Raw genomic sequence first — 16,273 nt, 5'->3', positions numbered from 1 at the left:
GCGATATGGTCTTTATATGTCTCAGACTTTGAGGTCTTTATGAAAAAAGTGTACTTGCATATCGGGCCACATAAAACTGGCTCTACCTATATACAAAAAGCTTTGTATGAAAATAAAATTCAGCTTAAAGAAGCTGGATTAAATTATCCTAGTGATGAATATACGCAAAACTTTGCTCATCATAGATTAGCAGAGCTTTATTTTACAAAAAAGTTTGTGCAAGCTCAGGCATTACTAAACAATTTGATTGGCGATAATACTGATGACATCATACTTTCCTCAGAGAATTTCGACCGCCTTGATAGTGTTTCAGTGAATCAGCTTAAACAAGATTTAAGTTGTTACAACACCAAGATAATATTTTTTTCAAGAAGAATTTCAGATTTACTAGTGTCTAATTGGCAAGAAGACGTAAAGCATGGTTATACTTTATCGTGGGGGGAATACGCTTATAAGCATATACTAAAGCCTTTTCAGAGTAACGTTATTAATAAAAATAAGATATTAGATGTCTATGCTGATTCTTTTGGTGTTGAATCCATCATAATATTAGATTATAGTTTTTACGAATACGCGAAAAGAGATATCTTTATTGAGTTGTTATCATTGATAGATGTAAAGATTGAGTTCAGAAAAGATAAAAACGTACAAATAAATAAATCGTTAGCTTACGCTCGTATTGAGCTTATTAGGGCGCTAAATTCAATGTACTCTCATTCAAACAAAAAGGTTAATCACTTCGTTAGAACTGCTTTCTTAGATTATGTGAAAAATAATCCTAATTGTTCTGATGTTGCTGCCGTGGAAGATATAATTAAAGAAGGTTATACCGAGGTAAATATGGGGTCCGCATTTACTATAAAACATTTAGATAATTTATTTATTGGCAAATATGGTAATAATATTATAGAAACCACTTCATATGAGGATGTCGAGAAAACCTATTTACTCCCTGATAGTGACTGGATTTTTAATCCAATTGCTTCATCCAAGACTGAAAGATTGAAGGGTAATATCGATAATTTTTATGAGAAAGTTTTAAAAATTTGATTATTTTGACAGGTCATTACTATATGATTGATAATTTTGTTGAATTTAGTAGCGAAAGCCCGCTTGTTGTAATCATCGATGAATTAGTTAAGTCTGTAAAAATTTCACTACAAACAACCGAGTTCCTACAGCTTAGTAAAGTTCTGTTGTTTGATAAAGAAGGAGATAGTATTACTAATGTAAGTTCGATAAAATCAAGTTCTTTATTTGGTGATAATGAGAAAAATGCACCTACCAATATCTTAACTGGTAAGCGTGGCTTTTCTACTAAAAAAGAAAAAAACCCTGAGCTAATAGTTACATTTTCATCACCACTGCAGTTAAGTAGAATAGAAATATATAATCGTGGCCAAAGCCCTAGATCCTATAGTGTTAATGTTCAAGTACAAGATCAAGATAATACTTGGAAGTCATTTCATGATAACTGGAAGCATTATAAGTTCAAATTGAACGGAGCGTTAGATAAAAAGGATAAAATATACTTGTCCGCAAGATACTTTGATTTCTACCGACTTAAAAAAAATTTAAACATTATCAAGAGTCAAAAGGAAGCTTATAGAGAAGTTAGAAAAAATGTTAACGAATTTTTTTACACTCGTGGACTCGAATTAACCAATCACGGTATAGCAAAAACTTTCAGATTTTATTCAAAAAAAGAAATTAGTGACAATTTCAAATTAATACTTAAACTATTTGATGAGCTTGAGCAAGCTGGTCTCGGTAATTGTTTTATCACTTCAGGAACTTTGCTAGGAATGTATAGAGATAGTCATCCTATATTACATGATGACGATTACGATGCTGTACTGGTTTTGGATCAAGTTTATAAGGATGATTTATGTTTTACTAAACAAAAAGTCAGAAAATTTTTAATTGATAATGGTTGGAATGCAAATTTATCTAAAGGTAATGTGAATTTAAGAGTTGGACGTCAAGGGGTTAGTTTTGATCTTTTCTTAGGTTGGAGAGAAGATGATTTGATACAAGTTAGTCCACTTAAGAAATCCACACTGGGTATAAAAGACATCTTCCCTCTGCGTAGTATTTATTATGAAGATATTGAGCTGCCAGTACCAAATAATATAGTTAAATTTCTCCAAGTAAATTACGGCGAGAGCTGGGATAAGCCTGATAGTAGTTGGAAGTTTGATTGGCATCGAGCATTTAAAGAATACGAAGAATTACTTAATTGAATTTAATGGTGTGATAATTATGAAGCGTGTTATAACTTACGGCACTTTTGACTTGTTTCATTCTGGTCATGTTAAATTACTTGCTAGATTACGTTTTTTGGGCGACGAGTTAATTGTTGGGTTATCTAGTGATGAGTTCAACCATATCAAAGGAAAGAAATCTATATATACTTATGAGCAAAGAAAGGAGATTTTGGAAGCATGCAGATATGTAGATAAAGTTTTTCCTGAGAGATGTTGGGAGCAAAAGAAAGAAGATATTATAAGAGAAGGCGCTCATGTTTTTGCTATGGGAGATGATTGGACTGGTGAATTTGATTATTTGAATGAAATTGCCGATGTTATTTATCTTCCAAGGACTCCCTCTATCTCAACAACTGATATAAAGACATTTATTGCTATGGAACATCAAGATAGGAAACAACAAGCATTAAACACATTGCGGAAATTAGAAAAAATGATATCGAGCATATAATTATGAAACAAGTTTTTTTCCATGTAGGGCTACATAAAACTGGTACAAGCACTATTCAGAATAGCCTATATTCCAGCACTGAGCTTTTGGCGAGCTACGGAATCAAGTACGCAAGTAGTGGTCTTTACGTTAATGAGCCTGAAGTTGGATATCGACATTCTTTATTAGTGTATACTAATGCTTGGAAGAATAACTGTTATTCTCTTTTAAATGAGGTTGCCGAATCAAACTGTAGTAAATTTATCATATCATGTGAAGCTTGGTCCAGGCCATCTGCACATGATAAATTATTATTTTTAGTCTCACTTTTGCAGCGAAAAGGGATACAATGTACAGCTATATTTTATTTTAGAAATTGGAATAATTTTATACGCAGCTACTATAGAGAGTTCTGCCTTCGTCGTAATAATAAGCTTCCGTTTGAATGTTTCTATAATGTCAATAGCCATGGCGCTTTCAATTATTGTAAGATTGCAGGTAGTTTAAAAAGCATTTTCGGCGAAAACTTAATAGTCAAGAGATTTGATGATATAAGTAATATAGTTTCGGATTTTTATATAAGCCTAGGGGTGAATGTTAAGAATGATGAAATGGACTCAAATAGAACCAACTTAGGAGTAACTGCTAAAGATGCAGAAATAAAAAGACTCGCGAACAAATTATCCATTGACAAAGACTTACCAGTCTTGAAAGAGGCTATTTCTGACTACTACGGTGATAGTTTGCTCATGGGGGACAATTTCATTGAAGATCCATTTTTTTCAAAACATGAAAGTGAGTTAACAAAAAATAAATTAAAGGAAGTGTTAGGATGGAATTTTGATGATATTCATAAGCTCTATATTACTCGAGCTGATAGATGCGATAAAAATTTCGATGTTAGCTTGCTTACGCCTATTTATCACTCCGCAATGGTTAAGTTATTCCTGTAATATAGCAGGTTTAGATTTATCTTTATATTCTAGCTATCCTTTTTATTTGTTCTTTTTATGGTTAGTAGGGCCTTTAACTATAAATAAAAACTTCCCTGTTTGTAGGGGGCCGGATGATCGGATTTCACAACAAAGATATCCTTTGTTAGCTTGGCGTGAGCTCATCAAGCAATTTATCCAGGAAAGGCTTCGTGGACATCAAGCTATATCAGCAAGCGCCTACCACACCCGAGATTAGTGCCGAGATTCTGGTCGCTCCTGCCCACATCCGGACACTGTATTGGCGGAGTACTTTGGCGTAAGCGATATGACTATCCGCTGGTGGCGACATCGAGTCGTTGTATAAGATTGTCCCCGCACGTGTCATAACCTCCTGGTCACCCTTAACAGGAGCAGGAATAAGTGCTTATCACAGCCAGAAGGTTTCTTTGCCTGGGGCTAGATGGTCTCTTCGTGGTGGCTTTTGATTTTCTTCATCTGACCCTTGCCCGAGCTGCCTTGCACCGAGTGCTGAAAAGAAAGCAGGTGCCGACGTCTACTGGACTGGCATGCCTGGACTAGGAGGACAACAAGTAGACACTCAAGGCCTTTCGGGACCACGAGCCGGGCGATCTGCATACCGACATCAAGTACCTGCCGCAGATGCCCGATGAGAACCAACCACGGTACCTGTTCGTAGCCATCGACCGCGCCACGCGCTGGGTCTATCTTGTGGTACGCTTCAGCCAGTCAGCGAAGGACGCAGGGGCGTTTTTCCAACGCGTTATCGACAAGTTGCCGTTTAAGGTCCAGAAGATGCTGGAAGCCAATGGAAAGTGCTTCACTGGTCGTTTCACGTCGGACAGAGTGGAAGTTGACAGGAAGCCACCTCTGCGACCAGGCCTATGGATAGCAACATGTGGAATACCGATTCATCCGTCCGGGGGATCTCCAAACCAACGGGATGGTCGAGCGCTTCAATGGCCGTATCGGGGGTATGCTTGCGACTCGACGTTACGATTCAAGGGAGGGACAGGCACTCAATCGTTATTGTTGACTCTACAATCACTGCATCCAGCAGAAAGTACTACATCACCAGGCACCGATATTAGCCATTAAAGATTGGCAAATAGGCGGCCCGGGCTTTTCACAGACGGGTAATCAATCACGCGGAATCTGATACCTAACGATACCAGATTCACGCCCGCTATGACTTTGGAATCAGCCAGCGCCAGATCCGCAGGTAGCTGAACCTGCATAGCAGCACGATCAGCCGTGAAATTTACCGTAACGCCAACGCTGATAACTATGATCCCGAGCAGGCTCTGACACTCGGTTATCATCGGGGCCGTACTGCCTCCAAGGTACAAAGCGCCTTCCAAGCTTAATGGCCGCCGTTGCCGGTCTGCTACGTGGGAAGTGGAGCCTACAGCAAATCAGCGGCTGCATGGCGCCCTTGATCGCCGTCACTGTCAGTTATCAATGGATCTACTCTTTAATCTGGGACGACAAGCCTCAGGGTGGTGGCCTTTGGTGGTATATACTTCAGCCCAAATGTCCCAGTAAGCACTGCACGCACGCCAAGAGCGCCAGGTAGGGCAAGATTCCTAACCGAGTCGGTATCGAGCACCGCCCAGATGAGATTGATGACCGGTGCTTTATCGGCCATTGGGAAGGCGTCACCATGATACAGGGCCACAAGCAATTGGGCCCGGCCACGCAGGTAGAGCGTCGCAATGGCTATTTACTAGCGGCACGACTGCCTAAGATATCAGTCGAGTCGACGCAGGTAGCCATGATCTGCTTGTTGAAGCCGCGTCGGGGAGTGGGCCAGGCCATCACGCTGGACAATGGCGCGGAATTCGCCGGCCACGAAGCGGTTGCTAAGGCCGTGACTGCGGCGTTTTACTTCCGCGATCCTTACTGCTCTGGCCAGCGTGGGACCTATGAGAATACGAATTGGTATGATACGGCGAACGGATTTCCGCTAGGTCAGCAATGCAGAGCAACGTAAGGTGGTTGAAAGCTGAATGACCGTCCTCGAAATCGGCTCGGCTACAGGACGTCGGCTCAGGTGTTTCTTGGGGGAATCCTTAGGAGGCCTGAATACTGCAGGTGCTGTGCATATTACTTAAATGCAGGAAATAAATGCTAATTACAAGCCTTGGTTTAACCTATTTCAGATGGTTGTATGGTTCCTATGTACTCGTGTGGTTGCTGATTTCCCTGGTTATTGGTATGAGCTAACTTATCGTTCTATTAAATCAATTGCTATATCAAGCAGTGGTTAAGGAGTTTCTATGCATATTGTGATCATCGCTGGCGGAACCGGCTCACGCCTTTGGCCTGTTTCCCGCGAAGCCCAGCCGAAACCTTTCATCCGCATGGAAGACGGTTATTCATTGTTGCAGAAGACCTATTTGCGAGGATTGACCGCCGTTGATGTAGAAAGTGTTACCACTGTCACTAATCGTGATTTGTTTTTCCGCACTGAAGATGATTATCGGGAGTTGTCCCCCAGTCAGCCGATGCACTACATATTGGAGCCGTTTGGTCGTAATACTGCGCCTGCAGTGGCTGCCGCAGCGTTGGAGCTCCAACAGCGTTACGGCGATGAGGCGCTGATGTTGGTATTGCCAGCTGATCACTTGATTCAAGATGAAGAGGCTTTTGCTAGAGCGACTGCCAGTGCGGCCATGGCTGCCAGCGAGGGGCAGTTGGTGGCCTTTGGCATCCGTCCCACTCATGCAGAGACTGGTTTTGGTTATATCGAGGTGGGCGCAGGTCGCCATGTAACGGATGGTCAGGCAATGAGCGTGGAGCGGTTCGTCGAAAAGCCCAACCGTGAAATCGCTGAGCAGTATCTGGCAGGGGGACGCCATCTTTGGAATGCAGGTATGTTCTGTTTCCGTATCGGAACCATACTGGAAGAGTTGGGTGTGCATGCACCGGAGCTACTTGGCAGTGTCAAAGGTGCATTGGATTCAGGCCAAGCCAGTGAGGTTGACGGGGATAGCATCACTCGCTTATGTGCCAAGACTTTTGGTTCTGTGGTGGATGACTCCATCGACTATGCGTTGATGGAAAAGTCAGTGCGAGTCGCAGTTGTACCTTGCGAGTTGGGGTGGAGTGATATCGGTTCTTGGCTTGCGATGGCGGAACTTACCGCACCCGACCAATGCGGTAACAGAGTCTCAGGCGAGGCTGAACTGGAAAACACTCAAAACTGCTATATTCGCAGCGATAAGCGAATGATTGCCACAGTGGGTGTTCAGGACCTGGTGATTGTCGATACGCCAGATGCGCTGTTGGTCGCTCACAAAGACCAAAGCCAAAATGTCAAAAAGATCGTGCAGCGCCTCAAGGTACAGGGTGGTGAACTACATCAGCATCACGTGACTGTGCATCGCCCATGGGGTACCTATACCGTGCTGGAGGAGGGAGAACGCTTCAAGATGAAGCGTATTGTCGTCAAGCCAGGTGCTTCTCTTTCCCTTCAGATGCATCATCATCGCAGCGAACACTGGATTGTGGTAAGCGGCACCGCCAAGGTGGTAAATGGAGAGAATGACATTCTCTTGCGTATCAATGAATCGACCTACATTCCCGCAGGCAATCAACATCGTCTTGAGAATCCGGGAATCATTCCATTGGTCATGATCGAAGTGCAGAGCGGCGAATACCTTGGCGAAGATGATATCGTCCGATTCGAAGATAGTTATGGACGTTGTTAAACAAGATTGGTAGCCCCTAAGACTGTCCCATATTCACGAGGCAGCCGTGTCATCGATTGACTGGTATGATGTCTACCTTTTTCAATGAAATCATGTGCACACAGGCTCCATTTTATACTTTGCATCTAACTTTGCCCTGTATGTTTTCGGGGTGGCGGTAGCGTGCTTTTTAACTGACTGGCAAAAAATCTTCTATGAGTAAAAAATTTCTTGTGACCGGTGGCGCCGGCTTCATCGGCTCAGCAGTCGTACGCGAGCTGATTCGCTCTACCCAGCACACTGTTATTAATCTTGATGCTTTGACCTATGCGGGCAATCTCGAGTCATTGGCCGAGGTGGCGGACTCTGAGCGCTATCACTTCGTGCAGGCGGACATCTGCGATGGTGAAAAGATGAAAGCCGTCTTCGCAGAATTCCAACCGGATATCGTGATGCACCTGGCGGCCGAAAGCCACGTGGATCGCTCCATCGATGGCCCCGCGGATTTCATCCAGACGAATATCGTCGGCACCTATCAGTTGCTGGAAGCGGCGCGTCAGTACTGGAAGGGGCTGAAGGAGACCGATGCCGAGAAGGCCGCCGGTTTCCGCTTCCATCACATCTCCACTGATGAGGTGTATGGCGATCTCGAAGGGCCGGAAGATCTCTTCACCGAGACGACTGCCTACGCCCCCAGCTCCCCGTACTCTGCCAGCAAGGCAAGTTCGGATCACCTCGTGCGGGCCTGGCAGCGTACCTATGGACTGCCGACATTGGTCACCAACTGCTCCAACAACTACGGCCCGTACCATTTCCCCGAGAAGCTCATCCCGCTGATGATTCTCAATGCGCTAGCAGGCAAGGCGTTGCCGGTGTATGGCGATGGCAAGCAGGTGCGTGACTGGTTGTACGTAGAAGACCACGCTCGGGCGTTGATCAAGGTCGCCACCGAGGGCGGGATCGCCGAGACCTACAACATCGGCGGCCACAACGAGAAGCAGAACATCGAAGTCGTCAAGACACTGTGTGCGCTGCTGGAAGAGCTGGTGCCGGAGAAGCCGGCGGGGATCTCCAGGTACGAAGACTTGATTACCTATGTGACGGATCGTCCTGGCCACGATGTGCGCTATGCGATTGACGCCGCCAAGATCGAGCGTGAACTGGGCTGGGTGCCGCAGGAAACCTTCGAGACCGGCCTGCGCAAGACAGTCGAGTGGTATCTGGCCAATGAGAGCTGGTGGCAGCGCGTACAGGATGGCAGCTACCGTGGTGAGCGCCTGGGGACCGGGAGCTGATGATGACGACTTCCCATCGCATGAGCCGTATCCTCATTCTGGGGGGCAACGGCCAGGTCGGCTTTGAACTGCAGCGCAGCCTGGCGCCCTTCGGTGAGGTGAGTGCACCGCGCCGCAGTGAACTGGATGTCAGTGATCTCGCTGCGGTGTCAGCTTACCTGGAGGCGTATCAACCACAGCTGATTCTCAACGCCGCCGCCTGGACGGCAGTCGACAAGGCAGAAGAGGAGCGCGAGGGCGCTATGCGCCTCAATGCGGAGTTGCCTGCCCTGTTGGCCAAGAAAGCCACTGAGCTCGACGCCACCCTGGTGCATTACTCGTCAGATTACGTCTATCCGGGAGATGGAGATCAGCCGTGGCGTGAAGACAGCCCGACGTCGCCGCTATCCGTCTATGGCGAGAGCAAGCTGGCTGGCGATGAGTCAGTATTGGCCAGTGGCTGTCGTCACTTGGTGTTCCGCACTAGTTGGGTGTATGCCGCCCGTGGCAACAACTTCATGAAGACGATGCTCAAGCTGGGGCGTGATCGCGATGCGCTGAACATCGTCAATGATCAGATCGGTGCGCCGACTCCTGCGCGCCTGATTGCTCAGCTTACCTGTGAGGCACTGCGTCAACGGATCGACCCAGGGCTTTATCACCTGGCCCCGCAGGGCACCACCAGCTGGCACGGGTTCGCCCAAAGCATCTTCCGTCTGGCCATCGCGCAGGGTGAAACGCTGGCGATAGACCCACAGACGCTGGGTGGCATCCCGACAGCGGAATACCCGACACCGGCGACACGCCCACTGAATTCCCGTCTTGCGCTGGCGAAACTCGAGGCGGCACTTGGCCTCGAGCTGCCTGATTGGCAGTCTCAGCTGGCGCTGACGCTCAAGGAACATCTGGATCGCTGAGTCAGCGGTTTCTGTCACATTGGCAGATCATCTTCAGTGTGTGGCATCCCGCAGCACCTGATCTTCTTCGAATGAAACGCTACACGTCGATACGACAAGGATTTTGATATGGCGCGCAAGGGCATCATCCTCGCCGGTGGTTCCGGTACACGACTGCATCCGATCACTCGCGGTGTTTCCAAGCAGCTGCTGCCGATCTATGACAAGCCGATGATCTTCTATCCGGTCTCTGTCCTGATGCTGGCCGGCATCCGCGAGATCCTGATCATCTCCACCCCGGAAGACCTGCCGCAATATGAAAAGCTGCTGGGCAACGGTGAGCAGTACGGCGTGCGTTTCGAGTATGCCGTGCAGCCGAGTCCGGATGGCCTGGCCCAGGCCTTTATCATCGGTGAGGAATTCATCGGCGATGACCCGGTCTGCCTGGTGCTGGGTGACAACATCTTCCACGGTCAGCACTTCTCGGATCAGCTGAAGCGTGCCGCGACTCAGCCGAGCGGCGCGACCGTCTTCGGTTACCTCGTGCAGGACCCGGAGCGCTTCGGCGTGGTGGAGTTCGATGACTCTGGCAAGGCGATGTCCATCGAGGAGAAGCCGCTGAAGCCCAAGTCTCCTTATGCAGTGACTGGCCTGTATTTCTACGACAACGATGTGGTCGAGATCGCCAAGGCCGTCGAGCCATCCGAGCGTGGTGAGCTGGAAATCACCAGCGTCAACAATGCCTACCTGGAGCGCGGTGATCTACGTGTCGAGCGACTGGGGCGTGGTTTCGCCTGGCTGGATACCGGCACCCACGACAGCCTGCTGGAAGCTGGGCAGTACGTGCAGACCATCGAGCATCGTCAGGGCCTGAAGGTGGCATGTCTCGAGGAAATCGCCTGGACCAACGGCTGGATCAGCGACGAGCAGCTCGAAGAGCAGGGCACCGCACTCAAGAAGACCGGTTACGGCCAGTACCTGCTGAAGCGCTTGGATGACAAGCGCCGTGGCAACTACTGAGCTCGACACATGAGCCAGGGTGCTGTGGCCGGGTACGCATGCAGTGAAGTCAATGCTGATGTACCCGCTTTCCCGCAGTCGTCGCCAACAAGGCGAGGGCTGCGGGAATTTTCATGGCGACCTGCCACGCCTGCGCGCTATCGAGACTGAGCCTTGTCGTGCCCTGGGCCGGCAGAGCATCGAGTCCTGTGATTGTTGAAGTGATATCTGTCCCCTACAAGGAGCAATTCCAGCATGAATTTTGAAAAACTCGCCATCCCGGATGTCGTGCTGCTGACCCCGCAAAAATTCGGTGACGAGCGCGGCTTCTTCATGGAGACCTTTCGCCAGAGCGAATTCGTCGAGCACTGCGGTGATTACACCTTCGTGCAGGACAACCACAGCAAATCCCGTCAGGGCATTCTGCGTGGCCTGCACTACCAGCTGAATCAGCCGCAGGGCAAGCTGGTGCGTGTCACCCAGGGGGAAGTCTTCGATGTGGCCGTGGACATGCGCAAGAGCAGCCCGACGTTCGGTCAGTGGGTCGGCGCCCATCTGAGTGAAGACAATCAGCAGATGCTGTGGGTACCGCCGGGATTCGCCCATGGCTTCTATGTCATCAGCGAATCCGCGGAATTCCAGTACAAGTGCACGGATTATTATGCCCCGGGGGATGAGTACTCGCTGAAATGGAATGATGCCAGCGTCGGGGTCGAATGGCCGCTGGTGAAGGGTGAGGCGCCGCTGCTGTCGGGCAAGGATGAAGCTGGTGAATCTTTCGAGTCAGCCGCTGTCTTTGAATGACATGAAAGGCTTCATGCCAGTCAGGAAAATCTCCAGCTCGTAGGCTAATGGATTGGTGAAAAGATGAAGAATACTCGTCAGGCACTCAGGGAATTCGGTGCCAGTTTCATGGGGCCGGCCTTCCTGGTGTATGCAAAGGCAGTGGAAGCGCAAGGTGCGGGACGAGTACCGGTATGTCTGGCCCGTGAGGGCTGGTGCTTCGAGCGTCTTCTGACGCAGCTGCAGGCACGTAACCTGGTGACATTCGAGCACTCACCACGATATCTCAAGGTCTCTCGTACGCTGCTGTTCCGGGCCAATCTCGGGGAAGCCTTCCTCTGGCCCCTGGCGCTTGGCAATGATTTCGAGGGCGGCATGCTGGACCTGATGCGCAAGCGTTTCGGCTTGCAGATGCATGAGGCCTCCAGCGTACTGCCAGCCGAACTGCTGCAGATGCACGTCAAGCTTCCTGAGCAGCAAGATGACGTCGTCACATGGCTGACACCACATCTTGAGCGATTGAAGGCGTTGGTCGCACCGACACGGCAGGGCGTGATGGCCTATCTGAAGGCGCTGGGCCTGACGGAAGGGGCTGCGCCGGTCATGCTGGATCTGGGTTACTCCGGCACGATCCAGAAGCTGCTGACGCGCATGCTCCAGCGCGAGACCTTCGGTCTCTACTATGTGGCGACCAAGCCAGGCAAGTCCTTGCAGGGCGGGGCGACAGCCAATCTCGCCGGTATCTTCCGTGAGGGCGTCAGCTGGGGCGACGGTTATCAGATGCTGGATCGCTCGTTGCTGTTCGAATCGCTGATGACGGCGCCGCATGGACAGGTGGTGGATGTCCGTCAGGACAGCGATGGTGGCTTCGAATTCTGCTATGGCCGCCAGGCGGCGACACAGCGTCACTTCCAGGACATGCAGGAAGTCTTCGATGGCGCCATCGAGCAGGTGGCGGAGTGGTTGGCGGCGGGGGTCAGCTTCACGCCGGAGGAGGTCGAGCAGATGTATGAAAACTTCGCGACACGACAGGGCGCCATTCCGCAATGCGCGTGGCATCTGTTCTTCGTCGACGATGACTTTTCGGGCAATGGCATCTTGAACCCGTTGGCCCTTTTCAACATCTGATCGAGAGTTTTCATGAACCCCCTCAATATCTTTATCAATCACAATTCTGCATCGCTTACCAAGACACAGCGTCGAGAATTCGAGCAAGCCGAAGCCCTGGGCCTGTTCGATGCCAGCTGGTATCAGCAGCGCTATGGTCAGAAATTCTCCTCGCCGGCACATGCCTTCAAGGATTATCTCCACAAGTCACGCTTCGCGCCGATTCACCCTTCACCGGCATTCGATGGGGAAAGCTACCATCGCATGTACATGGACGTGTTCTATGACCAGCAGAGCCCGCTGTTCCATTATCTGAAGAATGGCAAGCAGGAGGGGCGCCAGCATGTCCCCCTGACCCCGCGCTGGGTTCCTCAGACACGCATGCCACTGGATGCCACGCTCACCGAGGCAGCCAGCCAATTGAAGATGGCGGTCTGTCTGCATGTCTTCTACGAGGATTTTCTGGAGCGCTTCGCCCATGCGCTGGATGACATGCCAATCCAGGTGGATGTCCTGTTGACGCTTGCCAAGGGGGTGAATGAATCCCTGGCACGCAAGACGTTCGAGAAGCATGCCTGTGTCAGACGTGTCGAGATTCGTCACGTGCCCAATCGTGGTCGCAACTTCGGGCCGCTGCTGGTCGAGTATGGCGATGTGCTTGCGCAGTATGACCTCTTCTGTCACCTGCACTCCAAGAAGTCACTGTATTCAGGACGGGAACAGACCCAATGGGCGGATTATCTGACGGAATTCCTGCTGAGTGACAAGTCCGTGGTCAAGCGGGCACTCAATGCCTTTGCGGAAGATGAGAGCCTGGGGGTCTATTACCCGACGACATTCTGGATGATGCCCAGCTGGGTGAATCACCAGACCATGAACAAGGGCTTCATGCGTGAGTGGCAGCAGGCGCTGGATATCGAGCACGTCAGCGACTTCCTGAGCTATCCCGCAGGCGGCATGTTCTGGGCCCGCCCACAGGCGCTTGAGGGCATCATCGGCAAGGGCTGGAAGTACGAAGACTTCCCCGATGAACCCCTGCCCAACGATGGCTCCAAGCTGCATGCGCTTGAACGCATTCTGGGCGCTCAGGCCGAAAGTCTCGGGTATCGGCAGTTCTTCTATTACCCGTCCGGTGGGGAGTTCACGGTAGACCAGAGTTACATCACCGCGAGTTATCACGGCTCCATCGAGCAGCACATGCCGGCCATCCAGGCACATCAGATCATCAGCTTCGATGTCTTCGATACGCTGGTGCGTCGCGAGTTCACCGTACCGGACTATGCCAAGCTCAAGCTGGGCAAGTGGCTGGTAGAGCAGGGAATCGCCACCTCTGCCCATGATTTCGTGAAGACACGCAACGAGGCGGAGTTCACGCTGCGCAAGCGGGCCAACTTCCAGGGTGACATCCGGATCGACGCCATCTATGACGAACTGGCGGAGGTGTACGCGGTCAGCAAGGGCGTCGCCCAGGGCTGGATGCAGCGGGAATTCGAGCTGGATCTCGCGATGATCAAGCCCAAGGACGAGATGGTGGAGCTGTTCAATCATCTCGGCTCTGCAGGGCATGTGCTGTGGGTCATCTCCGATACCTACTACACGCGTGACCAGGTGGGCCTGATGCTGCGCAAGGCCGGTATCTCGGCGGCTTACCGTCTGATGGTGTCCAGCGAGGAAGGCAAGCGCAAGGACAGTGGCACCATGTGGGCGATGGTCAAGGAGGACCTAGCAGGTGAAGAGGGACGGCGCCATCTGCATATCGGTGACAATGTCGTGGCCGATGCACAGCGCCCTGGCGACATGGGCCTGGCGACCTTCCATATTCTTCATCCGATGGACAAGTGGCGCGCCCTCGGAATGCCGGACGTCCTGAGGGGCGATGAGGCACTTGATGAAGCCCAGATTCTGAAATGGGGCGCTCTGGTAAGCCAGATCGGCCGCAACCCGTTTATTGGTGAATGATGAAAAAAGACACACTGTACCTTCATGTCGGCTGGTCCAAGACGGGGACTTCTGCGGTTCAATCGCAGATTCAGGCGCAGCACGAGGATTTCCTGGCCAAGGGGATTCTCTACCCGCAATCGCTGCAATGGCCGGACCATTCCCACCATCCGTTCGCCTTGTCATTCAAGGGCAGTGGCGCCTATCAAAGTGACATGTCACCCGCAGAGGCCCTCGAGAAGCTGCGAGTCGAGATGCAGACCAGCCCGGCTCCCAGCGTGCTGCTGTCTTCCGAACTGTCGCCGATGTATTTCAACAATCCGCGCTTCAAGGAATTCGTCGCTGAGCACTTCGAGACGGTCAAGGTCATCTTCACGGTGCGCCCGCAGTCCGAATTGCTGCTGTCGCTGTTCAATCAGCTGGTGAAAGACCCCAACATTCGCTACGAGGCGTCTCTGTTCACCCTTGCCATGCGCAATGTGAGCTGGTTGAACTACTTGAATCACGTTCGTCAGTGGGAAAGGCACGTCGGCGGTGAGAACCTGTCCGTCATTCCCTATAGCCGCAAGGTGGTACAGGATTTCTTGGCATCTTTCGGCATCGAGTATCGTGCCGGTGCCAACCAGGCCGATGAGACCGCCATCATCAACCCCTCACTCCCGACACGTTGTCTGCCGCTGGTGCAGCGATTCGGCCGTGGCCAGATGGGCAATGCGGAATTCGCGCGCCGCCGAGATAAGATCATCTCCCTGTCGAAGGCACTGGATGCCGAGCAGGACAAGCATGTGCTGTTCACGGTCGCGGAGCAGCAAGCCTTCGATGCCCACTTCAAGCAAGGCAACCAGAAGCTGATCGAGTGGTTCGGTCTGCCTGCGGAGAGCCTCAACAAGTCCGGGTATGAGCCCATCAAGGTGCTGCCAGCCGCTACCTTCACGCTGGGAGACCTGGCATGAAGCTGCTTCTTCATCCGGGTCACTCTAAGTGCGGTTCCACGACGATCCAGAAGGCGATCATCAAGAACCGCAAGCTGCTGGAGGCGCATGGCTATGTCATCCCTGATCCGCAGATGCGGACCCGGGGCGATGATGGATTCAATCCCAACGGCGAGACACCCCGAGCCTTCTTCCGTCATGCGATGGAGCAGAAGGACCTGGGCCCTCTGAAGGCGAAGCTGGCTCGCCTCAAGCAGAAGCATGGCGACAGCGACAGCACGGTCCTGATCAGCGCCGAGAATCTCGTCAATCAGCTCGGAGCTGCCTCGGGGCTTAATATCCATCGCCTGCTGCGTGACACTTTTGACAGCCATGAGGTGATCTACTACATCCGTCGCCAGGACCAGTTCATCATGTCGGCCTGGCAGCAGTGGGGCTACAAGAAGGGACTGTCGCTGCAGGCATTCGTCGAGCAGGCGCTGAAGACCAGGAACCCGAACTATCGCGTCATCGCCAGTGCCTTCAGCAACCTCTACGGCAAGACGAATGTCACGGTTGTCCCTCTATTGCGAGGGAGCCTGATCGAGGGAGATCTCGTCAGTGACTTCTTTGCCCGTCTCGGTATCCGCGACAAGGTACAGAAGCCTGCGGACTCCATCGACAACAAGAGTCTGAATCCGTATCTGTGCGAGGCGTTGTCTCGCGTCAATTATATCTTCCGGGATATTCATGATGAGAGCATCAAGCATCAGCTTGAAGCTCATGCCTCGGGCCACCCGGGCCTGTACCTTCGCGATGATGATTACCTTTCACCCGAGTCCCGGGCGCGAATCCTCGAAGAGTACGCGAAGGACAATCAGTTCATCTCCAAGAACTTCGTCGGCAACGATGGCTGGTGCCACTATCAGAAGACGTCGTCTTCACCGACCTCCGCTTCCCTGTCGGAAGCACTCGATGTCATGACATTGACGTTTTCAAAAATCATGGGTAAGGATTGCTGAC

Annotated in this window: 14 protein-coding genes; all 14 read left to right on the top strand. The window is 50.9% G+C overall.

Going from position 1 to position 16,273, the window contains the following annotated elements; all coding sequences use genetic code 11:
- Nucleotides 1–39: 39 nt before the first annotated feature.
- The 14 genes from HXS65_RS13930 to HXS65_RS13865 all read left to right on the top strand — a co-directional run bounded on the left by HXS65_RS13930 (nucleotide 40) and on the right by HXS65_RS13865 (nucleotide 16,272).
- On the top strand, nucleotides 40–1,050 hold the full coding sequence (locus HXS65_RS13930) for a hypothetical protein (protein WP_176494203.1): 1,011 nt from the start codon (nucleotides 40–42) through the stop codon (nucleotides 1,048–1,050).
- Nucleotides 1,051–1,073: 23 nt separating this feature from the next.
- Nucleotides 1,074–2,243: a discoidin domain-containing protein gene (locus HXS65_RS13925; RefSeq protein ID WP_176494202.1), complete on the top strand. Its 1,170-nt coding sequence runs from the start codon at nucleotides 1,074–1,076 to the stop codon at nucleotides 2,241–2,243.
- Between the two features lie 19 nt (nucleotides 2,244–2,262).
- Entirely contained in the window at nucleotides 2,263–2,718 is a 456-nt protein-coding gene (locus HXS65_RS13920) for an adenylyltransferase/cytidyltransferase family protein (RefSeq protein ID WP_176494201.1), read from the top strand.
- Between the two features lie 2 nt (nucleotides 2,719–2,720).
- Nucleotides 2,721–3,650, top strand: coding sequence for a hypothetical protein (locus tag HXS65_RS13915; protein WP_176494200.1), 930 nt, complete (start codon nucleotides 2,721–2,723; stop codon nucleotides 3,648–3,650).
- 1,582 nt (nucleotides 3,651–5,232) lie between these two features.
- Nucleotides 5,233–5,643 carry an IS30 family transposase gene (locus tag HXS65_RS17690; RefSeq protein WP_176494227.1) on the top strand — a complete coding sequence of 137 codons (411 nt, stop codon included), beginning with the start codon at nucleotides 5,233–5,235 and terminating at the stop codon, nucleotides 5,641–5,643.
- Between the two features lie 286 nt (nucleotides 5,644–5,929).
- Entirely contained in the window at nucleotides 5,930–7,363 is a 1,434-nt protein-coding gene (locus HXS65_RS13905) for a mannose-1-phosphate guanylyltransferase/mannose-6-phosphate isomerase (protein ID WP_176494199.1), read from the top strand.
- A gap of 194 nt (nucleotides 7,364–7,557) precedes the next feature.
- Entirely contained in the window at nucleotides 7,558–8,637 is a 1,080-nt protein-coding gene (gene rfbB, locus HXS65_RS13900) for a dTDP-glucose 4,6-dehydratase (protein ID WP_176494198.1), read from the top strand.
- A gap of 2 nt (nucleotides 8,638–8,639) precedes the next feature.
- Entirely contained in the window at nucleotides 8,640–9,533 is an 894-nt protein-coding gene (gene rfbD / locus HXS65_RS13895) for a dTDP-4-dehydrorhamnose reductase (RefSeq protein WP_255304523.1), read from the top strand.
- Between the two features lie 108 nt (nucleotides 9,534–9,641).
- On the top strand, nucleotides 9,642–10,532 hold the full coding sequence (gene rfbA / locus HXS65_RS13890) for a glucose-1-phosphate thymidylyltransferase RfbA (RefSeq protein WP_176494197.1): 891 nt from the start codon (nucleotides 9,642–9,644) through the stop codon (nucleotides 10,530–10,532).
- Between the two features lie 234 nt (nucleotides 10,533–10,766).
- Complete coding sequence (rfbC, locus tag HXS65_RS13885; protein ID WP_176494196.1) at nucleotides 10,767–11,315, top strand: dTDP-4-dehydrorhamnose 3,5-epimerase; 549 nt, start codon at nucleotides 10,767–10,769, stop codon at nucleotides 11,313–11,315.
- 63 nt (nucleotides 11,316–11,378) lie between these two features.
- Nucleotides 11,379–12,422: an HAD family hydrolase gene (locus tag HXS65_RS13880; protein ID WP_176494195.1), complete on the top strand. Its 1,044-nt coding sequence runs from the start codon at nucleotides 11,379–11,381 to the stop codon at nucleotides 12,420–12,422.
- Between the two features lie 12 nt (nucleotides 12,423–12,434).
- Nucleotides 12,435–14,360 (top strand): rhamnan synthesis F family protein, encoded by a 1,926-nt coding sequence (locus HXS65_RS13875; protein ID WP_176494194.1) that lies wholly within the window; start codon nucleotides 12,435–12,437, stop codon nucleotides 14,358–14,360.
- Entirely contained in the window at nucleotides 14,360–15,292 is a 933-nt protein-coding gene (locus HXS65_RS13870; protein ID WP_176494193.1) for a hypothetical protein, read from the top strand. Before HXS65_RS13875 ends, HXS65_RS13870 begins: the two co-directional genes overlap by 1 nt.
- Nucleotides 15,289–16,272: a hypothetical protein gene (locus HXS65_RS13865; RefSeq protein WP_176494192.1), complete on the top strand. Its 984-nt coding sequence runs from the start codon at nucleotides 15,289–15,291 to the stop codon at nucleotides 16,270–16,272. Before HXS65_RS13870 ends, HXS65_RS13865 begins: the two co-directional genes overlap by 4 nt.
- Nucleotide 16,273 lies beyond the last annotated feature (1 nt).

The organism is Cobetia sp. 5-25-4-2, from assembly GCF_013374075.1.
In the GTDB taxonomy this organism is placed as follows: domain Bacteria; phylum Pseudomonadota; class Gammaproteobacteria; order Pseudomonadales; family Halomonadaceae; genus Cobetia; species Cobetia marina.
The sequence above is the reverse complement of the archived record's forward strand: the minus strand, read 5'-3'. Positions and strand labels throughout refer to the sequence as shown.